This is a genomic window from Microcoleus sp. Pol12B5, assembly GCF_036701335.1.
Lineage (GTDB): Bacteria > Cyanobacteriota > Cyanobacteriia > Cyanobacteriales > Microcoleaceae > Microcoleus.
On record NZ_JAUBQQ010000037.1, the window covers coordinates 1 to 23,292 of the forward strand.

At 46.7% G+C, this 23,292-nt stretch carries 19 protein-coding genes and 2 tRNA genes; 8 read left to right on the forward strand and 13 right to left on the reverse strand.

From position 1 onward, the window contains the following. The first annotated feature begins 402 nt into the window (after positions 1–402). A complete protein-coding gene (locus QUA24_RS16490) occupies positions 403–5,874 on the forward strand; it encodes an AAA family ATPase (RefSeq protein ID WP_333230787.1) in 5,472 nt (1,823 codons plus the stop codon). Positions 5,875–6,290: 416 nt separating this feature from the next. Here the strand turns inward: QUA24_RS16490 and QUA24_RS16495 are convergent. From QUA24_RS16495 to QUA24_RS16525, 7 genes are all read right to left on the reverse strand, one after another. After that, positions 6,291–6,377, reverse strand: a tRNA-Ser gene (locus QUA24_RS16495). A gap of 60 nt (positions 6,378–6,437) precedes the next feature. Continuing rightward, positions 6,438–8,987: a ComEC/Rec2 family competence protein gene (locus QUA24_RS16500; protein WP_333230788.1), complete on the reverse strand. Its 2,550-nt coding sequence runs from the start codon at positions 8,985–8,987 to the stop codon at positions 6,438–6,440. Between the two features lie 211 nt (positions 8,988–9,198). Further along, entirely contained in the window at positions 9,199–9,678 is a 480-nt protein-coding gene (locus QUA24_RS16505; protein WP_006634842.1) for a DUF4079 domain-containing protein, read from the reverse strand. Between the two features lie 697 nt (positions 9,679–10,375). Next, a complete protein-coding gene (locus tag QUA24_RS16510) occupies positions 10,376–10,714 on the reverse strand; it encodes a DUF1815 family protein (RefSeq protein WP_015176985.1) in 339 nt (112 codons plus the stop codon). Between the two features lie 317 nt (positions 10,715–11,031). Then, a complete protein-coding gene (radC, locus tag QUA24_RS16515; RefSeq protein ID WP_333213130.1) occupies positions 11,032–11,763 on the reverse strand; it encodes a RadC family protein in 732 nt (243 codons plus the stop codon). A gap of 122 nt (positions 11,764–11,885) precedes the next feature. After that, the gene (locus QUA24_RS16520; protein WP_333230789.1) at positions 11,886–12,473 is read right to left on the reverse strand and encodes a hypothetical protein; all 588 of its coding nucleotides are present in this window, start codon (positions 12,471–12,473) and stop codon (positions 11,886–11,888) included. Between the two features lie 487 nt (positions 12,474–12,960). Then, positions 12,961–13,203, reverse strand: coding sequence for a hypothetical protein (locus QUA24_RS16525; RefSeq protein ID WP_333213132.1), 243 nt, complete (start codon positions 13,201–13,203; stop codon positions 12,961–12,963). A gap of 239 nt (positions 13,204–13,442) precedes the next feature. Between QUA24_RS16525 and QUA24_RS16530 the strand changes: the two genes are divergently transcribed. Next, complete coding sequence (locus tag QUA24_RS16530; protein ID WP_333230790.1) at positions 13,443–14,459, forward strand: succinate dehydrogenase/fumarate reductase iron-sulfur subunit; 1,017 nt, start codon at positions 13,443–13,445, stop codon at positions 14,457–14,459. Positions 14,460–14,553: 94 nt separating this feature from the next. After that, positions 14,554–14,742 carry a chlorophyll a/b-binding protein gene (locus QUA24_RS16535; protein ID WP_333230791.1) on the forward strand — a complete coding sequence of 63 codons (189 nt, stop codon included), beginning with the start codon at positions 14,554–14,556 and terminating at the stop codon, positions 14,740–14,742. 239 nt (positions 14,743–14,981) lie between these two features. On the opposite strand, the gene QUA24_RS16540 is transcribed toward QUA24_RS16535, so the two are convergent. The 5 genes from QUA24_RS16540 to psbX form a co-directional block, all read right to left on the reverse strand. Continuing rightward, positions 14,982–15,602 carry a pre-peptidase C-terminal domain-containing protein gene (locus QUA24_RS16540; RefSeq protein ID WP_333230792.1) on the reverse strand — a complete coding sequence of 207 codons (621 nt, stop codon included), beginning with the start codon at positions 15,600–15,602 and terminating at the stop codon, positions 14,982–14,984. A 214-nt stretch (positions 15,603–15,816) separates the two neighbouring features. Further along, on the reverse strand, positions 15,817–17,268 hold the full coding sequence (locus QUA24_RS16545) for a DVUA0089 family protein (RefSeq protein ID WP_333230793.1): 1,452 nt from the start codon (positions 17,266–17,268) through the stop codon (positions 15,817–15,819). 110 nt (positions 17,269–17,378) lie between these two features. Then, positions 17,379–18,503: a redoxin domain-containing protein gene (locus tag QUA24_RS16550; protein WP_333230794.1), complete on the reverse strand. Its 1,125-nt coding sequence runs from the start codon at positions 18,501–18,503 to the stop codon at positions 17,379–17,381. Positions 18,504–18,772: 269 nt separating this feature from the next. Then, positions 18,773–19,582, reverse strand: a complete 810-nt coding sequence (locus QUA24_RS16555; protein ID WP_333230795.1) for a Ycf66 family protein — start codon at positions 19,580–19,582, stop codon at positions 18,773–18,775. Positions 19,583–19,863: 281 nt separating this feature from the next. Then, entirely contained in the window at positions 19,864–19,983 is a 120-nt protein-coding gene (psbX, locus tag QUA24_RS16560; protein WP_333041933.1) for a photosystem II reaction center X protein, read from the reverse strand. A 124-nt stretch (positions 19,984–20,107) separates the two neighbouring features. Between psbX and QUA24_RS16565 the strand changes: the two genes are divergently transcribed. Continuing rightward, positions 20,108–20,392: a YggT family protein gene (locus tag QUA24_RS16565; protein ID WP_006634856.1), complete on the forward strand. Its 285-nt coding sequence runs from the start codon at positions 20,108–20,110 to the stop codon at positions 20,390–20,392. Positions 20,393–20,459: 67 nt separating this feature from the next. On the opposite strand, the gene accC is transcribed toward QUA24_RS16565, so the two are convergent. Then, positions 20,460–21,815 (reverse strand): acetyl-CoA carboxylase biotin carboxylase subunit, encoded by a 1,356-nt coding sequence (accC, locus tag QUA24_RS16570; protein WP_333230796.1) that lies wholly within the window; start codon positions 21,813–21,815, stop codon positions 20,460–20,462. Positions 21,816–22,043: 228 nt separating this feature from the next. On the opposite strand from accC, the gene QUA24_RS16575 reads away from it, so the two are divergent. The 4 genes from QUA24_RS16575 to QUA24_RS16590 all read left to right on the forward strand — a co-directional run bounded on the left by QUA24_RS16575 (position 22,044) and on the right by QUA24_RS16590 (position 23,263). Then, a tRNA-Leu gene (locus tag QUA24_RS16575) sits at positions 22,044–22,127 on the forward strand. 225 nt (positions 22,128–22,352) lie between these two features. Next, positions 22,353–22,565: a helix-turn-helix transcriptional regulator gene (locus tag QUA24_RS16580; protein WP_333230797.1), complete on the forward strand. Its 213-nt coding sequence runs from the start codon at positions 22,353–22,355 to the stop codon at positions 22,563–22,565. 37 nt (positions 22,566–22,602) lie between these two features. Next, positions 22,603–23,001, forward strand: a complete 399-nt coding sequence (locus QUA24_RS16585) for a DUF433 domain-containing protein (RefSeq protein ID WP_333230798.1) — start codon at positions 22,603–22,605, stop codon at positions 22,999–23,001. Further along, positions 22,994–23,263, forward strand: a complete 270-nt coding sequence (locus QUA24_RS16590) for a hypothetical protein (protein ID WP_333230799.1) — start codon at positions 22,994–22,996, stop codon at positions 23,261–23,263. The genes QUA24_RS16585 and QUA24_RS16590 overlap by 8 nt, the downstream gene beginning before the upstream one ends. Positions 23,264–23,292: the final 29 nt, after the last annotated feature.

Here is a 23,292-nt window from a genome sequence, read left to right on the forward strand (position 1 = left end):
GTCCAAAAAGGACGGGCGGGACGCCCATCCCACTTTCAAGAGTGGAAGTTATTTAATTCTCATTCCTAAACTAGATATTAGATGCTTGAAGGCGATTGCCTTCAAGCATCGATTTCAAAAACACTCTTAAGTACCTGATTAGCGTCTTAAGTTCCTCTGCCATGAACTGCGGTCGTTCAATCAGCCTTAGCAAATCCATTTTCTACTTAGTCTCAACTCAAGTATTAACAGCTCTTACATAAAATATTAAGTCTGGTTTTTAAAATCCCTCTTTGATAATTTGAACTACCCAATATGTTAAGAAAAATGTAATTAATGAATAGCAAGGAAAATAGAGGGACAATAGTAAATATCAACTATAAGAAGCTTCAGCATTGACAGAAGCAGTAGGAATACGTAGATATGGCTAGCATAAAAAATCTTTTTCTAGGATATCACATTAACGAGCAAATTTACGCAGGCACTCGAACTCTAGTTTATCGCGGCCTTCGGTGTTCAAATGGGCAGCCAGTAGTGATCAAACTGCTGCGAAATGACTTTCCCGGCTTCCACGAGCTGGTTCACTTCCGCAACCAATATGTCATTGCTAAAAACTTAGAGATCCCTGGCAGTGTTAAGGCATACAGCCTAGAGACTTACCATAACCACTATGCTCTGGTGATGGAAGACTTTGGCGGAATTTCCTTATGTAGCTACCTGGCTCGTCTAGCATCCGAGAGCAACGAACCCCTAGAAGTCTTGCCCGTTAGCGAGTTTCTGCCTATTGCGATTCAAATTGCCAACTCCCTCGACGGACTATATCGCCACCACGTCATCCATAAAGACCTCAAACCGGCCAACATTCTGATTAACCCCAGCAGCAAACAAGTCAAGCTGATTGACTTCAGCATCGCTTCCCTGCTACCGCGCGAAACCCAAGAAATTCAAAATCCCAACGTGCTTGAAGGCACCTTACCTTACATATCTCCCGAACAAACTGGGCGGATGAACCGAGGCATTGATTACCGCACAGATTTCTACTCGCTGGGAGTCACCTTCTACGAATTACTAACAGGAAAGTTACCCTTCCAAGCGGATGACGCAATGGATTTGGTACACTGCCACCTCGCCAAACAGCCCCTCCCAGCATCAAGTGTAAACCATAGCGTTCCATTGGTGCTGTCTGAGATTGTCGGCAAACTGATGGCAAAGAATGCTGAAGCTCGCTATCAAAGCGCCCTAGGACTCAAGTTTGATTTGGAAAGTTGTTTATTCCAGTGGAAAGAAACAGGGAGGCTAACTAACTTTAAAATAGGGGAGCGAGATTTGTGCGATCGCTTCATCGTCCCAGAAAAATTATACGGTAGAGAAACCGAAGTATTCTCCCTGCTATCGGCCTTCGAGCGAGTGAGTGCCGGCAGCACCGAAATGATGCTCGTTGCCGGTTTCTCCGGCATTGGTAAAACCGCTGTTGTCAACGAAGTTCACAAACCAATTGTGAGACAGCGTGGCTACTTCATCAAAGGCAAATTCGACCAATTTGCGCGCAGCCAGCCCTTCTCAGCTTTTGTACAAGCTTTTCGCGATTTAATGGGACAATTGCTCTCGGAAAGCGATGCTAAAGTTGAGGAGTGGAAGACTCAAATTTTGGCAGCATTGGGCGAAAATGCTCAGGTAATCGTTGAGGTAATTCCCGAACTAGAGCGGATTATTGGCTCGCCACCCCCGGCACCAGAACTCCTCGCCAGTGCTGCCCAAAATCGCTTCAATCGGTTATTCGAGAACTTCATCTCTATCTTCGCCACTAAAGAACATCCCCTCGTTATTTTCTTAGACGACTTGCAATGGGTAGACTCAGCCTCATTGAAGTTGATTCAACTCCTGACGAGCGATCGCGATCGGCGCTATCTCTTTTTAATTGGAGCGTATCGAGATAACGAAGTTTTTCCCGCACACCCTTTGATGGTGACATTAGCCAACATTCAAACAAGCGGATCTACGGTAAACACCATTACTCTAGATCCGCTTGAGCGCTTCCATTTGAATTGTCTGATTGCCGATACCTTAGCTTGTTCTACAGCGTTGGCTCAGCCTTTGACAGAACTCGTTTATCAGAAAACCCAAGGCAATCCATTTTTTAGCACACAATTTATCAAATCTTTGCATGAAGATGGGATAATCGAATTTAATTATGAAGCTAGGTATTGGCAGTGCGATATTGCTAGAGTCCGCACCTTGACACTAACGGATGATGTACTAGAATTCATGGCACTTCAGTTGCGAAAGTTGCCAATTCAAACACAGAAAGTTTTAAAATTAGCTGCTTGTATTGGGAATCATTTCGATTTGGCTACATTAGCAATTGTTGATGAGAATTTACCAACCGAAACAGCAACAGCTTTGTGGAAAGCATTGCAAGAAGGGTTGATTTTACCAGTTAGCGATGTTTATAAATTTTATCAAGAATGTGGCAACGCATTATCCAGAACAATCACGGGAGAAGAATCCGAGGAATTACCAGTTAACAATGACCAATTAGTTAAATACAAATTTTTCCACGATCGCGTCCAACAAGCAGCCTATTCCCTCATTCCTGAAGATCAAAAGCGCTCTACTCACTTAAAAATCGGTCAACTGCTGTTAAAGAATACGCCCGAAGCCGATCGAGAAGAAAGAATGTTTGATATTGTCAACCACTTGAATGTGGGACGAAATTTAATTACCCACGAGCTAGATAGGGAGCAATTAGCAGGATTGAATCTGGTTGCTGGAAAAAAAGCTAAAGCTGCTACTGCCTATTCTGCTGCGGTTGAATATTTAAATGTTGGCACAGAATTACTGGCAGTAAATAGTTGGGATAATCAATACGAACTAACATTAGCGCTGCATACCGAAGCAGCAGAAGCGGCATATCTAAGCGGTGACTTTGACCGGATGGAGACATTAGCATCACTCGTGGAAAGCTGCGCCAAAACGCTACTGGACAAAGTGAAGGTATATGAAGTACAGATAGAAGCTTATATGGCGCAAAATAAGCTACAGGAAGCGCTGAATACAGGGTTGCCAGTCTTACAGCAGTTGGGGGTAGAGTTTCCCTCCGAGCCAAATTTCTCTGATATTGGACAGGCACTAGGAGAAACCGCGTCAATTTTGAGCGGAAAGGGAACTGAGGACTTAATTGATCTTCCTCTGATGACAGATCCTCAACAACTAGCAACTATAACGATTCTGTCAAGCCTATTTACTCCTGCCTACATAGGGCTGCCGCCACTCGCGCCTTTGGTAGTTTGCAAACAGGTCAATTTATCTGTCCAATATGGCAATGCTTCTTTGTCTCCCTATGCTTTTGCCATATATAGTTATCTTCTCTGTGGCATGGGAGATATTGAGAGGGGCTATCAATTAGGTGAACTTGCTTTACGTCTAGTGTCAAAGTTGAATGCCAAAGAAATCCAAGCGAAGACATCCGCAATGGTTCATTCTAGTATTCAAATTTGGAAAGAACACCTCAGAAATACCTTACAACCTTTGCTGTCAGATTATTTTTGTGGGCTGGAAACCGGAGAGTTAGAATTTGCTGGTTATGCTATCTTTCAATACAGTTATTACTCGTATTTTATTGGTAAACAACTAACGCAACTCGAACGAGAGATAGCAAGCTACGCAGATGCCGTTACTAAAATTCACCAAGAAGCAGCACTTTCTTATCTAAAAATTTGTTGGCAAGCCGTTTTTAACTTAATAGAAATATCACCATATCCCTGCCATTTAAAGGGAGAAGCCTATGAGGAAGAGACAATGTTACAACTGTATCAACGAACCAATAACTACCTGGGAATTCATTACTTATACTTGCACAAACTTGTGCTTTCTTATTTGTTTGAAAATTACCCAGAAGCCTTGAAAAATATGGCTCAAATAGAAACTTATTTGAGCGCAGCTTCCGGGCAGATAACTGTTGCCATATTCTATTTCTACGATTCTCTAGTGAGATTGGCGGTGTATTCTGACACTCCAGAGTCAGAACAACAGGAACTTCTCGATCGAGTACAAGCTAATCAAGAAAAAATGCAAAAATGGGCACATCATGCCCCCATGAATCATCTGCATAAATTCTATCTAGTAGAGGCAGAACGGCATCGGGTTTTAAACCAAAAAATAGAAGCGCTTGAGATGTACGACAAGGCGATCGCACTCGCCAAAGAAAACGAATACCTCAACGAGGAAGCTCTAGCTCACGAACTCGCTGCTAAATTCTATTTGGAATGGGGTAAAGAAAAAATCGCCAAACCCTATTTAATTGATGCTTACTATGCTTACGCTCGTTGGGGAGCCAAAGTAAAGATTGACCATCTAGAACAGCGTTATCCCCAATTGCTTGCTGTGATCCTGCAACAGGAGCGAACTCGCCAGAATCCGAGCGAAACAACTCACACCTCCACCGATAGTGAATCATCCGTATCTAACACGAATAGAACAATTATCGGTAGCACCAGCAGTTGGGGCTTAGTAGATTTGCCGACAGTGATCAAAGCTTCTCAAGCTCTATCGAGCGAAATTAAACTCGATCAATTGCTCACTACCCTCATGCAAGTGGTGGTAAAGAATGCCGGAGCACAAACCGGAGCATTAATTTTGAAGGAAGAGGGAAACTGGAGGATAAACGTCCACTGCACCAACCGTCAAGACTGCCTTCTGCAATCAATGCCGGTTGAGGAGAGCGAAGTAATTCCTCTGACCCTGATCAACTACGTCAAACGTACAAAAGAAACCCTGATTTTTGATGATGCTAGCAATCAACCAAGATTTGCATCTGACCCCTACATAATCCACCACCAACCTCAGAGCCTGCTGTGCACTCCGATCAGCGAGCGAGGGAAAATGATGGGGATTTTGTATTTGGAAAATAATTTAGCAACAGGGGTATTTACGGGCGATCGCGTCGCCATCCTCAATATCCTGTGCTCCCAAGCAGCAATTTCCTTACAAAACGCCCGACTGTATCAACAATCTCAGGAATATGCCCAAAAACTAGAGCTTTATCTTCAGGATCTCAAACAGATGCAGTTGCAATTGGTACAGGGTGAGAAAATGTCGGCTCTGGGAAATTTAGTCGCAGGGGTAGCCCACGAAATTAACAACCCCGTAGGCTTTATCGCCGGCAACTTGCAACCTGCTCAAGAATACGTGGGGGATTTATTCAATTTGATTGATCTCTATCAAGAAAAATTTCCCAATCCGGGAGTGGAAATTGAAGCAGAAATAGAGGATATGGACTTGGAGTATTTGCGAGAAGATTTGCCCAAATTGATTGGCTCGATGCAGGAGGGAGTCGATCGCATCCGCAATATCAGTACGAGTCTGAGAACGTTTTCCAGGGCAGATAGCGATCGACCAGTTGCTTTCAATATTCACGATGGACTTGAAAGCACTCTGCTAATTCTCAAGCACCGTTTAAAAGCCAGCGAGTTCCGCCCTGCCATTGAAGCTGTGAGAGAGTATGGTAACTTACCCCTAGTGAAATGCTTTCCCGGACAGTTAAACCAGGTATTTATGAATGTGCTGGCTAATGCCATTGACGCTCTGGAGGAGTCAAATAAGGAACGGAGTTTTAGTGAAATTAAAGCCCTACCTAATCAAATCACGGTTCAAACTGCTCTGAGCGAAGATAAGAATCAGGTTTTGATTCGGATTAAGGATAATGGAGTGGGGATGTCAGCCGAAGTCAAGGAAAACATCTTTAACCACTTATTCACCACCAAGTCTGTAGGTCAAGGAACTGGATTAGGATTGTCGATAGCCCACCAAATTGTTGTGGAAAAACATGGAGGTACATTAGTGGTGACTTCTTCCCTCGGTCAGGGTTCGGAGTTTGTGATTTCTATTCCGGTGTGATCCTTTCGTAGTAGGGCTTGAGGGCAATTAGTGCCGACTCGCAATTACAAACCACGTTATTAGAAGAAACCGGAAACTGGGCACGGGAAACGAGCAACAGGCTAGGGGTTTTCGTGGTAGGAACTAGCGACTATGGACTAGGGAAACAAAGAATCTAGACTAATTCCCCCATCCTCCGCCCGCACCTTATTAGTGATGGAGACAGCGGTTTGCAACCGCCCGCTTTACCAACTCTCTTCCCTTTTTTTGTGCCCGGTTTTGAGTTAAGAGTTCCCTGGAGATTTTCAGCCTCTACCTTACCGAAATGAAAGCAGCTATCATGCTACTGAGATTGTGGAGTTGAGTTTCATAATATGATAGGCAGCGCGCACCCTAAGTTAATAAGGTGCGCGCTTGACGCTTGACGCTGAGATGTACGGAGAGGGTGGGATTTGAACCCACGTTAGAGTTACCCCTAAAGTAGATTTCGAGTCTACCGCATTCAACCGCTCTGCCACCTCTCCAATTGATTTGAGATGTGAGCTAAAACTATTTTACCGCACAGTGCGCCAGATTGTAAATCTTTATAAAAAAGAAGTTTGATTTTCTTCAGATTCCAAAGTGGTCTTAAATCCCCCTGCTGGAGTCCACTGGAGGGCTCCGTCGCGCCCTGTCCAGAATATCTGGGTTTTGCTTTGGCGCAGTTGGGCGGCGGTTTCTGGGTCGATTTCGTCAGCAGATGCGATCGCCACTTGTGGCCCCACTGCGCTTAATAACTCAGCCGTCAGGGCTTTTCCTGACCACCACAGCACTTGAGCCTGCTTCAAGGTTCCCGTTGCTGCCAATTTTTTTTGCGCTTCCGGTGTCATTTCACCGACGAGCAACCAAGTTCGATTTCCCACCAGGAATTCTACCACCGGAATCTCCGCATTCACGAACTGCAACCGCGTCGAACCCAGATCAACTGTACTGTTAGTTTCTAAAGGAAAGTAAACGCCTTGGCGAGATTGCACAGCCGTCATAAATTCCTGGTTACTCCCACGGTGAATTTGTTTCGGAGCGTTATTATCATAAAATGTTTTAACTGGCAAGCGTTCTAGTAATTTTCCCCAACCGTCGCTCAAACCCAAATGACCGTGAGTGGCGATCGCAAAATTCACAGAATTAACTCCTTGCTGCTGCAAAAAAGGCAACACTGTAAACCTTACGGTATTTTCATCACCGCTATTAATTAACGCCACTTTTCCCCTATCTTGAATTACTAACACTGGTTCACCAGATGTCGCCAGCAAAGTAACTTGAAATAAAGATGATTGAACGTGCCAAGCTGGCAAAACTATGATACTTATTCCCGCCACCAGCGCCAGCGGTAAAATCCAAGCCGATGAAAAAGTCGGCAGTGCAATAACTCTGCTTTTACCCTTCTTTTTTCTTCCTTCTTCCTTCTTCCTTCTTCCCTCTTCCTTCTTCTTTCTTCCCCCGATCCAAACCCAGCAAATTAAACTGTAAAGCGCTATTAGCTGAAACACCGATACTTGACCGACAGCTACCGAATTACCCGGTAATTGCGAGAAATATTCGGCGATCGCAATTAACCCCTTTGCCGGATAATCGAGCAGTTGCGCTAAAACACTGCCAGCGGGCGGAAAAATCAATCCAGCTAAAGCGCTAACCATCCCCCCAATACTCAAAATCCACAGCAAAGGAGCCGCAATAATATTAACTAAAATGCTGTAAGGTGATACCACACTAAAAACATAAAGTAACAGCGGTAGCACCCAAACTGAAGCGGCGATCGGAACCACAACAATCGAAGCGATCGCGGGAGGCATCCAGCCCAATTTTGCCATCAGTGGTGGCGTTGTCACGATTAACCCCAAAGTCGCCAAAAAACTCAGTTGAAAACCTAAATCCCAAATCCACAAAGGGTTAACCAGCAGTAAAATAGTAGCAGCGATTAACAGCAATCCCAGTGGCTTAACTTGGCGACTGAGCACCAAAGCAAATAATGTTCCAAATCCCATCAAAGCGGCGCGGCATACTGATGGTTCAAAGCCAGTTAGCCCCACAAGCAAAAATAAAGCACCGACGCCAAAGCTAAATTGCAATTGTTTGGAAAAACGCCTGGTTAAAGCTAGAACTAAAGCCAAAACCATCGAAACTTGAGTGCCGGAAGCTGCGATCGCGTGGGCTAATCCAGCCTGCACAAAATAGTCGCGGATGTTGTAAGGTAAATCTACTGCTTGTTTGCCGAGGGCGATCGCGCTGATTAAGGGCCCTTCGGGAACATTTAACTGCGATAGTTGCGATCGCACGATCCGCTGCCGCATCGCTTGAATTTTCGATGGCTGCATCCCGCTGGGCTCCAAGAAAGCAGCCGTTTGGCTGTTAACTCGATTTACATCGGCGATCGCATTTTCTCTCGTCCAGTCGATTTGACGGCCTTTGAGCCCTACAAAAGCCCCTTCTCTGGCTAAATATGCTTGAAAATTAAAAGCCCCAGGATTCGACGGTGGCTGCGGTTTGTACAAGGATCCCACCACTGCGATCGTATTTTCGGCGTACAAACCCGTTGCTTGCAGCAGTGGCAGTGTAACGTAGAGCTTGCCGGATACTGGGCGGTTGACAACTGCTCCTCCCTCGCCGCCGTTGATTTCGCTAACTAAATCTGTTTCTAGCCAAAATTGCGATCGTCCCGATCGAGTCAATCGAGGCGTACTGACAACTCTACCGCGAACAGTCACTGCCACTTCTTGAGTGTTCCCAACAGCCGGAATCAGTTTGCTGATGTCATCTATTGCCGGTTGGGGCGATCGAACTGCAAAATAAACACTAGCTAGAAATGCCAGCAAACCCGCAACTGCCCACACCCATTTCGCTCTCGGCAGCATCTCCAACAAACTCAATTCTTCCCTCGCATCTAAGGGTTCTTCAAGAGCATTTTCTTTTTGTCGGCTGCGTCTTTTCTTAGTAATTTTGACAGAAGTTTTAGTAAAATTTCGCAACAATTTCGGCAGGGCGATAGCCACCGCTATTCCCAAAGCAAGTATCGCGTATCTACCCCAAGGAACCGCTGTAGAAATCAATCCCAAAATGTATGCAAGACAGAAGATGACACCCGTTACTTGATTCATTAATTAGTAATTTAGAGGGGGAATATTTCAGGGACACCTATGCCGGACGTATGCACTCCTTACCCAAAAAACCGGGTTTTTAAACCTAGATAAAAAGCTAAACGCTGTGTATTTAGATAAAAAACCCAGTATCTCGCTACCCGTGCGTAAGTTAGGGCAAAATTTCTTTCCTTACATTCTTTCCCTTCCCCTTCCCCTTCCTCTTCCTCTTCTAAATAGACAGCCCCAATTTTAAACCGAAAGCCGCGTGCAGCACCATAAGTGCAAGGGCTGTCGTGCCTAAATAAGCGTGAACCGCGCGCAGTGCCAGCTTATTACCCCCAAAACCCGTTAGCGAAATCAAGCTGCCAACAGCCAGCAAAACCAGCACTGCCGAACCCGTCCAAAAATGCGGGCTTTCCATGACTGGCTGGTGCTGCATCACCAGTGACAGCAAGCCGCCTGTATAGCCCAAAGCTAGAAACAGAAACATCCACGGTGCAAGCTTGCGGTGATCCGAGCGACTTTTGAGTGCGACATCTTTATCGGTGGCCAAACGTCCCTGCCATCCCGTATACCCGACAAAACTGCCCATCGCCACTACCACGATCCCCATCATTACAGGGTGTCCCCAATGGGTAATTGGTTCGGGAATTCCCAGACTGCGAAATTGACTGGCGATGGGTTCTAGAAGTTCGCTGAGATTGATCATTTGCTTGAGATTCCTAACTTTGCGATAAATATTTGAGGACTAATCATTAAAGTATTATAAAATTAGTTTAGCAAGTGCGAGCGTGCACTTCAAAGAGCCGTTTAACCTAACAGCCAAACATTGGCCAGAAGCTTAGATATACGCAAAACTTAGCCGGCTTCAGCCGGCTGTGAGATTTTTACAGCAATGATGCTGTTTCAAGTTAATTGTTACCTTTATCGGCTAAATCGAAATGCTAAAATAAATGCAATTCGCCCGCACGTCACACCCCGTGGGCTGCCGCCCAATCTTCACAGCCTCATCCTCACTCTGGATGTTAAATTTTACCTGCCTGCTCAAAGTTAATTTCAATTCCTTGACTTTTCAATGGCAAAGTGAGAAATTAACATCGCAGCCGACGATCACTCACACTTCTACATTTTGCTAATCGTTCTCAAGGGAGAATCAACTATTGAAAAAAAAACTAGAGGTTCCAAGTTTGAGACTTCTGGCATAAAGTATGCCGTCTGCCCAGGCTCACTTCGATCGACTGAGCGCTAAACCGTCTGAAGGCAGCCTGATAGCACCCTTGTCTGTTGAGCAGCCATCGCTGTGTACCTAAATGAACCCTCTCGACTAACTCGCTGGGGATTCGGTTTTAGCAGACAAGCACTGACTTTCTTGCGTCGCCTTCCTCGGAACCGTGCAATCGCTACACTCACTGGGCCGTCGCTAAAGTAGCTTCCGAAGGTTGGATTTGATACTTTACGAGATTTGCCAGTTCTTGTAACTGATTAATCGCTTCTGCACCTTCTAGTTTCATGAGTTCGCGGTCGTCCCGCATCTCAGTCCAAGTGATACCGTAATCTGACACTAAAAATCGAATCAGATGGTTGTCCGTCAAACTGACCATAAATGAGGCACTGTTCATCTGACCCCCGCAAGTGTAGCAGGATGCCAGATAACCCCGATGCTCTAGCACGATCGCTAAAGCTTGAAGGTTCATTACCAAATCTTGAACGAATTTACGGTGTTGTTCTGCAAGTCTCAGAAACACAGTTCTCCTCCTATCACCACACCGTGTATTTTACATCCCATTTAATAATTTCTTAATAAGTGGGTATTTAGGTGCTGGTTCAGTATACGTTTAGTATGCTCAAAAAAAATCGGATTAGCGACCTCTTCAGCCTACCTATACTACATTAACCGAGTTGTACTCGAAACGCAGTATCAGCAGCGACATTCAGCCAAAACAGCCTCTAGCGGGGGACTCCAGCCGGAAAATTTGCCTGCTGTAAAGGGTGATTCAGCCGTTGGATAGCCCAAAGATACAAATAACTAATGATAGTAATCAAATTAGTTAAGTATAAGAGTTCAATCACCTTGGGGATACTCCTCCCAAAGCGTCGTCGTCTGCCGCAAGCTCCGAAAATCGCCATTCCCCAAAATCAAGTGATCCAGTAGCGGAATCGACAAAAACTGCGCTCCCGCCAGCAACTGTCGCGTCAAAGCAATATCCTCCGGGCTTGGTTCCACAATCCCGGAGGGGTGATTGTGCGAGATAATCGCCCGCGTCGCCCCTTGGCGGATCACCTCGCGAAAAATATCCCGTGGGTGAGCCAAAGTTTCCGTTGCGGTGCCGATCGTAATTACCTGAGTACCCAGCAGCCGATTTTTCACATCTAGCAGCACCACAGCAAAACGTTCCTGAGACTGCCACATCAAATCCTGACTCAGGGCATCCGCCGCTGCTTGGGGAGAGTCAACCACAGCCATTTCCGGCGGCCGCGACTGAAATACCCGCTTCCCCAACTCCACCGCAGCCAAAATCGAAGTCGCCTTAGCAGGGCCAATCCCGTGAATCTGCGTCAACTCCTGCACGCTAATGGTGCGTAGCACAGCCAGAGCATCACGTTGGTGCAAACTCAACTGATTTAAAATATACTGTCCGAGCCCGACGGCGGAAAGTTTGCCGGGTCCCTGACCAGTACCTAGGAGAATCGCAATCAATTCCGCAGTCGCCAAACTTTTTGGGCCGCCGGCCATCAACCGTTCCCGTGGCCGTTCACTCGTTGGCAAATCGACAATTCTCAAGCTGTAAGTCATAGCTGCACCCGCACCGCAAGCTCAACAATTAGACAATTTTAGCCGATCGATTTGCGTTCTTCAATTCGTACAATCACCGAAAAAAGCTTTGATCATTAACCGAGGCTGTTGGCAGATAAAATCTAAGGCAACGTTTCACAAGCGATCAAGTCTCGATCTCGATCAAGCTTAAACGGATCGCCCGGATATGCCTCTAACACTCGCTGCGCTTCGGCTTGACTCGCAAAGTCAGAACAGTCGCAATCCGAGTTAACGCAACTCGGAAAATCGGCACTTTTAACCTTCGGTTGAGAAGACTCATAAATAACTTTCTTGGTATCTTTCTTCGGCTGCTGTGCATCAATAGCAATCTCTGCGGTTCGCTCAACAGATTTGACTGAAGATGGCAATTTGCGATCTGGCCCTGGTTTGGCAAGTGCAGGTACCTTCGCAGAAATTGCAGGTTTCGGTGTTGGTGTCGGCGTTTTCACAGTCTCCGGCTTGGGTGTCGGCGCTGCCGAAAGCAGTGACGGCTTAGCGGTTTGAGATGATACTAGCGGATCGCTTGGGGCCGTAAGCGCCACTGAAACTTCCTGAGACGGAGGGAGTACGGTGACGCCAACAAGCACAAACGAAGCCGCCATCAACCCGCCGTACATCGCGATCGATCGCTTGCGGGTTGGTGCGGCCACCCATTTCGGATTAACAATACCCAGAAAGAAGGCCGGCATAGACAATAGAAAGCTTAGGACGAAAAAATTAAACATAGCGATTTTTAGCAGTAAAAAAGAGAAGTTACCCAGGAGGCAGAAACCCGGTTTCTTTTACCAAAATCCGAGGTGAAGCACAAAGGATATCTGTTTATTAAAGAACCTGAGTTATTTAATCCCTGTGCGTAAGTCCTGACAAGTTAACTTGCTTATTTATCTGCCGACCAACTCACAAATCCCTATGATTTACGAAGTAAACTAGAACGTTGGACACCTGACCCTAGTGCAACCAGGTTTCTGAGTGTATCTGTCCTTACTAAGCCCACGATTTTTTCCTACAGTTCGCGATCGCACTCCGACGCCTATAAACCGGGGTTTTTAATTGCAGTAAATGATGAGAACCAAGTATTTTTCTTAAAAAACTACGTTTCTAGCCCCAACCGGCCGTAAGTCCTGGTAAAATTTCTTGTAATGCTGCCAAAAAAGTGAAATGCATACCCAGCTACCTTCAGCGCAAAGGTGCGCTTACCCTAAATTCTGGCCATTCAGTTGAGGCCAGCAGCCCCGATGAAACTGGTTGTGGCGCCTTAGGTGCTGTCACCCCAAGCAAAAGGAACGAAACTGCCATCAAGCCGCCGTACAAGGCAGCCGATCGCTTGCGAGTTCCCAGTCCCACCCATTGAGGATTTAGCAGACCCAGACAAAAAGCCGGTGTGGAAAACATGAAAGTTAATACAAACAAGCTGGACATCACGCACCTCCGACTACCGAATTGCAGCAATTAATTACTTTGATATCCAATTAATAGCTCAAAAATCCGCTTAAAAAAGTTGCAATTTTAGGATTTATAACTTGAGAATTATTGCTGTTTATCAAACAATAATAAAATTTTAAAAATCTCTTACTTTAGGTAGTTGTTAAAAAAATAAGAGCTTTCTAGACACTCCAAAAAATTAGCTTAAAATAAACACTAAATTCCTTAATCAAAATATGAAAGTCCGCTTTAATGTAGTACGCCAAAATCAAAACGAGGCTCCCCGGGTTCACACTTACACCCTAGACGTGGAAGAGAGCAATACCATCCTCGACTGCCTCAACATTATTAAGTGGGAACAGGACGGCACTTTAGCTTTTCGCAAAAATTGTCGCAATACAATTTGCGGCAGTTGTTCTATGCGAATTAACGGTCGCTCAGCATTAGCTTGCAAAGAAAATGTAGCCAGCGAACTGGCAAGACTGCAAAAAATAGCTGCTTCCAGCTCAGCAGAAATGCCTACTGATTTCATCCCAGAAATCACCGTCGCCCCAATGGGAAATATGCCGATCATTAAAGATTTGGTTGTTGACATGACCAGTTTTTGGGACAACCTAGAAGCAGTTGAACCTTATGTCAGCACTGCCTCGCGAGCAATTCCAGAACGGGAATTTCTGCAAACTCCAGAAGAGCGATCGAAACTCGACCAAACCGGCAACTGCATCCTCTGTGGTGCGTGCTATTCTGAGTGCAACGCCCGCGAAGTCAACCCGGAATTTGTCGGCCCCCACGCCCTCGCCAAAGCTTACCGCACGATCGCCGACTCCCGCGACAGCGAAACCGAAAATCGGCTCGAAAAATACAACGAAGGCACCGCAGGCGTTTGGGGATGCACCCGCTGTTACTACTGCAACTCGGTTTGCCCGATGGAAGTTGCGCCGATGGATCAAATTGGTAAGATTAAACAGGAGATTCTCGATCGCAAAGACGATCAAGCCAGTCGATCAATCCGCCACCGCAAAGTTTTAATCGATCTCGTCAAAGAAGGCGGCTGGATAGATGAGCGCAAATTTGGCATTGAAGTAGTAGGAAACTACTTCCGCGATGTTAAAGGTTTGCTGAGTCTGGGCCCGTTGGGTTTGAGAATGATCGCTCGCGGCAAGTTCCCGCTGTTTTTTGAGCCTTCAGAAGGTACTGAAACCGTGCGAAATCTCATCGAATCGGTTCAAAGTTTAGAAAAGTCAGCAGATTAGCGATCGGCTGTCATTTTCCTGGTAAATTACAAATTGTGCGATCGCTAAGCTTCCCCAAAATCATCACTCAAAACTCGAAACTTAAAACTTTTAAATGACTGCTCAAACTCCTCCATCCTCAAAACCGACAACCCCAAATACCCCAAAACTAGAACCAGCCTTTGGCTGGAATGCCTACGCCGAACAAATCAACGGACGATTTGCGATGGTGGGATTCGTGGGACTTTTGCTGCTAGAATTCTTCACACGTCAGGATTTTTTCACCTGGCTGGGTCTGCGTTAAATTAATCAAAATCAATTAAAAAGGGAAGCTGAAAAATTATCTATATTTCAGCTTCCATTCTATTTTTAAGAGTGATTTTAAATACAGGTTCTAAAATTAGAGATGCAGAATTATAACATTTATAGTGGTATACAAACATATGAATTTACCAAAGTCGATCGCAGTTGCTTGTAGTACGATCGTCCTTGAATTATAGGGACACGGCATTGCCGTGCCCTGACTGCCAAGTTTCGTTCAAACTAATTTCCAGTTGTTTCACGGACGGTCAAACTGTACTTGCCTCTACCTTTTGGAGGCGGATCGTAAGCATTGACAATGACGCGATAGCGACCATTCGCAGACAAGGTAACAGAAATCTCTGAATTGGAATTTTGCTGCGTTGCATCATCATTTTCTCCAAGTAGCTCGCCCTGGGAGTTGAAAATAGCGAGATAAGTATCAAACTCGGTACTTTCTACGGTAATAATCACTTTCTGACCCTGAGTGCCTTCAAAGGTATACTCGTCGTACAAACTGCTGTCTGAGGGCAGTACAGAAGACTTAGCAGGGCTGAGTTCTCCGTTTTGCTCTAAAATGACTTTAGATGAACCCGCATCAGGACTCGGTCGAGGTTCTACAGTTGGACTCTGAGTTGGCGAACTCTGTGGTGATGGCGATGGCTTGGGGCTTGCTTGAGCTAAAACCGCCTTGCCAGCAGGCTTCGCCTCAGTTAAATTTTGAGGAAATTCTGCTGAAATGAGGGTGGCACTACTGTTAGCAACTCCACCTAAATTTGAAACTGGCGGCGAGACAGTCGGCTTGCCAGAAAAAGTAGCTACTAGAGCAATTGGCGCGATCGCCCACAATCTAACTTGACGCATGAATTACCTCGGTTTGCAACGAAGAAGGAAGTTCGGCAACGGATTCTGTAACGGATTTAACGGATGGAAGAAGGAAGTTCGGCAACGACCAATGTACGGGATTTAACGGAAGGAAGGAAGCAGGAAAAAGAATTCGACCAGTTCTCTATTAGCCATTACCAATTACCAATTCCCCATTCCCAATTAGCCATTACCAATTCCCAATTACCCATTTTCACCGGACTGTTAGAGTGTAACGACCCCGACCCGAAGCATCGTAAGCATTGACAATTACGCGATAGCGACCCGTAGCGGGCAAAGTAACGGTCAGAAACGCATTTTTAGTCGAATCGCTCTCATCGTCATTTTCTGCCACTAATCGGCCGTTAGGGTCAAAGATAGCCACATAGGGATCGAAATCTGTACTTTCGAGGGAAATGGCTACAGACTGACCCGATCGACCTTCAAAAGTATACTCTCGATACAGACTGTTGTCAGACGGCAATACTGGGCCTCCTGCGACTAAAGCGCCTTCTTCTTGCAAAATGGCCCGAGAAGGCGCGGTAGGAGCACTCGCTTTCAGTTCTAACGTATAAGCCCCTGACTGCTTAGCTTGGTAGGAATTTGCCACTAACGTGTAAGTCCCGTCTGCTGGCAGCCTGACTGTAATTCTGGCGTCTTTACTGCCGGCCCCGTCATCGTCTTGTGCGATTTCGCGCTGGTTGGGCCCGAGCAAAATTAAATAAGGGTCAATTTCTTGGCTTTTCATTTCTATTGTGATTTGCTGGCCCGCTTTTCCCTCAAACGAGTAGAGGTCAAAAAAGCTGTTGTCTGTGGGCAGAACGCTAGACTTCTCGGTGAGGAGGCCGCTAACGGCGGGCCCGTTTAACGCAACTTTTTGAGGTGATTTGTTGCCACCAAAGGGCGATCGGGCTTGAGCCGCGCGGGGAGCCCGCCCTTCTCGCACCGCTGTCAGGAAAGCGGGTAATTTGTCTGCGGAAATTGCAAAACCGATACCGATATTACCTCCACCCCGACCGCGAGTAAAAATAGAAGTATTGACGCCGATTAATTCTCCTGAACTGTTTAGCAGCGGGCCTCCTGAGTTGCCGGGATTGATGGCGGCGTCGGTTTGAATTAAGCCCCGCTGCTGGTCGATGCGACTGACGATTCCGACTGTAAAAGTACCTTGAAATTGACCGAAGGGATTGCCGATCGCAAATGCTTGTTGCCCGACTTTCACCGAACCTGGACGGGCTACAGGAATAGTGGGCAAATTGTTTTGACCGCGAATCTTAACCACGGCTAAGTCTAGACCTTCTTCGCCGAATCCGATGACATCGGCGACAAGTTTTCTGCCGTCTGACAAAATGATATTGACGGTACCGCCTGCCGAAACAACGTGGGCGTTCGTTAACACCATGCCGTCGGGGCTGATAATTGTGCCACTGCCGTTAGATTTATCTGTATCGACTGTAACAACCGCCGGACTAGCCTTTTCGTAGACTCGAATATTGGTTTGTTCTTCGACAGTTTGGGCGATCGCACCCTGGGAATGCACCGAGTTAAATTCCGTTAAATCTGTTGATTGCCGCACAGGGGATGTCGTAACAACCGCAGTAGCGCTGGTTGCAACCCCAACCGTTAAAATTCCCGATACTGCTAAACTTAGAAGTTTGAAATTCATGGCGATCGATTTAGTATTTAGCGATCGGTAGCTAGGAATTAGGTTTTGTGGCTAACCGCTAACTACCTTCTATAATTATTTTAGGACTTGCACCACGGTAGTGACCTCCCTCACGCGGGTTCTCCAATTCGGGAATCTGAATCAGCAGCTAAATACTTAAAATTAGCTTCTCGTAGCGCAGCATCCTCATTGCCGTAGAAAAAAGACAGCAAAGCAAAGCGCTGGCCACTAATCACGGCAGTGGCTTCATGCAGCAAAGAACACGAAAAAATAATCGCCGTGCCAGAATCGCCTTTATAACCGTGCGGCGCGTACTCTGGAAACCGTAAAAATCCCCCCGTGTACTCTCCCACATTCAAGTTTAGCGTCATCGCAAACCTGCGGTGCAGGGTAGCTTTGCTAGTGTTGTCCCGGTGTGGCCGAAAATAACCGCCGCTGTCAGCATCGTAACAACCTATCAAGTACCGTTCAAACCTGGTAATTGTAAACTGAAAAGCTTTTTCTACTTCCGGCCGCACCCGGCGCAAAATAATCGAATTCAATTGTCGCTGGAAATCCTCGTCTTGAATAAAGAAATCTCGGCGCTTCTTAAAAGTGTCGTCATGCAGGCCAACTGTTTTCCCGCCTATTTGTCTCATAAAGCCCGAGGGGCCGCCACCGTGAGCTTTGTACATATCGATCAAACTGCGGCAAGATGCTTTGTCCAAAACGTTAGGAATTACCAACACGGGGGCGTGGCTAGTGGCTGCTCGGGCTTCCTCAATGGGGGGCAAAGTTTTGAGAAAATCTAATACTTGTTGGGCGTGTTGGTGCGGTTCGCCCATGGGCAAAATATTAATTACCTGAAGGTTTTCGTTGAGAACAAAAGTTTGTGGTGCATAGTGAACTCCGGCAACTCCATTTTCTTCGACATCTCGGAAAACAGCGTACTGCTGACTGACTTTTTTATCTAAGTCCCAGAAAAAGATGAATGACGAAGCAATTGTTGTTGGTCTGTTTAGTTCTTTGTCTGCTGGGTCAACGCTGACTCCGAACCTCGGTACTTGCAAGCTTCGGAATTCTTCTGAAAGCTCTTGAAAGCTTTTGAGGATAACTTGGATTTGTTCAAAAGCTGCGCTGCCAAAGAAAAACAGGACGACTCGCCGGCCGCCAACAGTGGGGAAATGAAATAAGGGGTTATTTGTAGAAGGAATGGAAAACCAGGGAGCCGGATCTCCTATTTCGAGTAATGGCATCTTGCTGATTTAAGATTGGGGATTTTATATTTAGATTATTATGCTGTCGATTAGTTCCACAGATTCAGTATTCTCAAAATAATCTTGAAAAAAATGAGCTTTTATTTGTTTATATCTATGTTTGTCTGGGGTTTCACCCTCGCAATTTACAGTCTTTTTAATCACTTTAATATCTGAAGAATAAGTAGATGGGGATCAATAAACGCAACTTATTTTTTTGCCTGCGGGCACAAGAAATGTTTAGTTTCACCCATCTACTTAGTGTTTGCCTATTTGTCGAAACTGGGGGAATTATCGGGTTGGTCTTCCGGGTATTCTACAGGTCGATACTCCACGTAGTCTGACGGCGGTGCTTCCACGTCGCGGTTGCTGGGGCGAGACCTGGATGATTCCGCAGGACGGGGTTTTTTGGTTCTCGGCGGCGTATCGGAACTGCGGTTTTCCGAAGCAGGGGGGCGACTGCTGCGGCTGCGGGTCGGTCTTTCTTCGGGGTTGTCTGAAACGTCCCAGTTGTCTGACTCTTGGGCAGGCGGGGCTTCTGGGCTAGACGGACGTTTGCGCGACGATCGATCGGGCGAGTCGGGCCGTCCGGTGTTAACGCTGCCGTTGCGATTCGAGGGGCGGCGGCGGGGTTCGTCGTCGTAGGCTTCCCGAGAGGAACGGTAGTCTTGGCTGCCTCTGATGCGGGGACGCTGCGGATAGTCTTCCTCTGGTTCTAGCTGCTCCATTTCGGCATCGTAGCCGTCGTAACCGTAAGCGTTGCTGACAGGTCGCTCTTCATCTACGTATTGGGCGCGAGTTTTGGCTTGGGCTGTGGTCGCTCCTCGCAGCTTGATGCTTTCTGTTGCAAAAAATATTGCGGTACCGCTGAGCAGAAATTGACCGAATGCCAGAATCGGGTCAAGCCGCCATCCTTGAAATAACAGAATACCGCCGCACAGCAAGCCGACTGCTGCAAAAAAAATATCGTGGTCTCGGGCTAGTTTGGGACGCCACGATCGCAGAAAATACAGTCCTGCCCCTGCTACTGCTAGGATAATCCCTAACAGGCTGCTCCAGTTCAATCCTAAATTGACCATTAGCCTATCTCCTATGTCTTTCCTATGTTAACGAGTTAGATTTTACATCTATCATTAAGTCTGTCAGCCCGACTGTGCTTTCTGGGGCAGCGTCCGGTCAGGGTTTCAGCTTGGGAAGTGAGTATAATAATGAGTTTAACGGGAAAAAACCTCAGCTTGGCAGTCAACTGAAGGTTTTGCCTTGACAGTTGCTGGCAGCCGAGGTTTCTCGGATCGGGGAAATGCCCGACTTGTAGCCCACAATATACTTGCAGCGCCGGACTTAGAAACCCGCTGACTTTTTAGGTGCGCTTGATTTTGTCTTTTTGGCTGATGAAGATCAGGGCGATCGTTGCTGGAATCACTACCACTGTCACGCCCACCAGCAGGCTGTACAAAAAGTTCGCAAGAGAAGGAGTCATAGATTCAAAGCCTTTGTTACAACAATTTGATTTTTATTAATTTTATACTTTCGATCGCACCTGTGAAACGGTTAAAATTATGAATAGCAGACTTAACAAAACTTAAAATTTCGAGATAAGACCCATGACTGGTATTACCGTTGCAAGTTGGATTCTGGGCTCTGTCCTAGTCGTGATGACCTTGCTGTTTATTTTTCGGATCGTCCTGACTTGGTATCCCGAGGTGAACCTGAGCAAGTTGCCGTTGAGTCTGATTGCTTGGCCGACGGAACCTTTTTTAGCCGTAACTAGAAAGATTGTACCGCCGATCGGCGGGGTGGACATTACGCCGATTATTTGGGTGGGTATCTGTAGCTTGCTGCGAGAAATGATTCTCGGTCAGCAAGGGCTACTGACGATGATGATGTAGAAGTTGGCGGTTGACTGTTGACTGTTGACTGTTGGCGGTTCACTGCCAACTGCCAACTGCCAACTGACTAATGACTGTTTTGGTTCAAGAACTGTTCGACAAAATTCGTGTAAACTTCGCCGCTGAGAAACTCGGGGGAATCGAGGATTTTTTGGTGGAAGCCGAGGGTGGTGGGGACACCGGTGATGGCGCATTCCCGCAATGCCCGTTTCATCCTGCGGATGGCTGTCGGTCGATCGCGCCCCCATACAATTACTTTACCAATTAAAGAATCGTAGTAAGCGGGTATTTCGTAATCGGTGTAAACGTGAGAGTCCATCCGCACGCCGGGGCCACCGGGAGGCAAATAACCGCTGATTATGCCGGGGTGGGGTCGGAAATTGCGATCGGGATCTTCGGCGTTGATGCGGCACTCGATCGCGTGACCGTTGAGAATTACTTGGTTTTGCTTGATTTGCAGTTTTTCTCCTTGGGCGATGCGAATTTGTTCGGCTATCAAGTCCAGGCCTGTAATCATCTCGGTGACGGGATGTTCTACTTGGATGCGGGTGTTCATTTCCATGAAGTAGAACTTGCCCGATTTGTCAAGCAGAAATTCGACAGTCCCCGCACCCGTGTAGTTGATGGATTTGGCAGCGGCAATGGCAGCGTGACCCATTTGATCTCGCAGTTTCTGGCTGAGGGCAGGGCTGGGGGCTTCTTCGAGGAGTTTTTGGTGTCGGCGCTGAATCGAACAATCTCTCTCGCCGAGGTGGATGACGTTACCGTAGTTGTCGGCGAGGATTTGGATTTCGATGTGCCGGGGTTTTTCGATGAATTTTTCGAGGTAAAGTCCGGGGTTGCCGAAGGCTGCATCGGCTTCGCCTTGGGCTGCGGAGAATAGTTTGGGGAGTTCGGATGCTTCTCTCACTAGCCTCATCCCCCGACCACCACCGCCCGCTGTGGCTTTGATCATCACAGGATAGCCTATGTCGCGGGCGATCGACAAAGCTTCGCGATCGTCCGCCAGCAATCCGTCGCTACCGGGAACTGTGGGGACTTTCACTCGCTGCATCGTTTCTTTGGCGGTGGATTTGTCGCCCATCGCCCGCATCGCGGCAGGAGAAGGGCCGATGAAGGTAATTTGATGGTCGGCGCAGATTTCGGCAAATCGGGCGTTTTCGGCGAGGAAGCCGTAACCGGGGTGAATGGCTGCTGCGTTGCGCGTCAGGGCAGCCGCGATGATGTTGGGGATGTTTAAATAGCTTTTGCTGCTGGTGGGGGGGCCGATGCAAACGGCTTCGTCTGCCAACTGGACGTGCAAGGCGTGTTTATCTACGGTGGAGTGTACGGCGACCGTGGCAATCCCCATTTCCTCGCAGGTCCGCAATATGCGGAGAGCTATTTCTCCCCGATTAGCGATTAAAATTTTCGAGAACCCCATCTTCGCTGCTTAATTCACTCAATATTCTGTACAATAATGCCTTTCGGTATGTTCTGGATAATCGTTTTCCAGAAATTGTTCACAAAAATTTATTTTACATTTTGCGGGTAGTGGTGCTATGATTTTAAATCGGCGGTCTAAAAGGGCAAGTCACAAGTTAAATGTCAGGAACCTCAACCTGTGAATCTTTAACTCGTAACGCAAAAATCCCGGAGATTGCTAGAAAGAGCGGATGTGGCGGAATTGGTATACGCGCACGCTTGAGGTGCGTGTGGCATTATGTCCTTGCGAGTTCGAGTCTCGCCATCCGCATTGAATATGTAAAACAACTGTTGACGGTTTTGGCTGTCGGCAGTTGTTTTATATTGAGTGGTTTTTCTAGAAAGTCGATCGAGTACGGTAGGGTGCTGATTCATCAGATATCTTTAAGTGCGATCGAACTTCTGACAGATCCACACCATACAAAATACTGTTTAACTGTCGATCGACAATTGTGTTTGAATTAAAAACATAGATAGTTATCGTTTGTCAAGTAGAATGGGGTTAGTTAGGTTCCGAATCCGAGAGTTGGCTGAGGAAAAAGGATGGACGCTAAAGGATGTTGCCGATCGATCCGAGGTTCCGTACAGCACAGTCAGGCACTATGCTCGTTCGGAAGGACTAGCAACGGTTGATATCACATCCATTCAAAAGATAGCTCGCACCCTCGATGTTTTGATTGAGGAGTTGATGGAAGTTGTTAAAGAATGAACCGATGAAATTATATTAGCAAACGGAAGTTAGATCGATGACATCCTACGCCTTAAACTTACCCGTTCAGTTACAGCAAGAAGCTGAAAAATTGGCAACACTCCAAGGCATTTCCTTCGATCAGTTTATCCTCTGGGCTGTAGCCGAAAAAGTCGCTACCCTCAACCAGCGGAATGACGATCCGGCTTTTCCTGAAATCACCTATGTGCGCGGCGCTAGCGGCGAACTCGTTCCCGTTTTGCGCGGCACTCGGTTGCGGGTGCAAACAGTAGTCATCGCAGCGCAGAAATGGGGTTTTTCTCCAAACCAAATTGCCACTGAGTATGACTTAAGTGAAGATCGAGTGAACGCTGTTCTCGCTTTTTATGCGGCTCACCATCAAGAAATAGACGCATCTATTGCCGCTGAGCAAATTATCGAAGCTGCTAATGTCTAAACCGCTATTGCATCTAGATGCCGATACCTCTATTAAAGCTTTGCAAGCCGCCCTTTTATCTCGCAGTCACGATGTCACTCGGACACCGACTGAGTGGATGGCTTTAGATGCTAGCGATGAGGCTCAATTGCTAGAAGCAACAGCGCGAGGGCGGTGTATTTTTAAGTTTAATATCCGGGATTTTCAGGTTTTAGCTCAGCGTTATCCCGAACATGGTGGCATCATTTTGGCTGCTCAAAGTGAAGTTTCTGTGTTTGTGTAGCCGCAATTTCAACCGCCGGGTTTCTACAC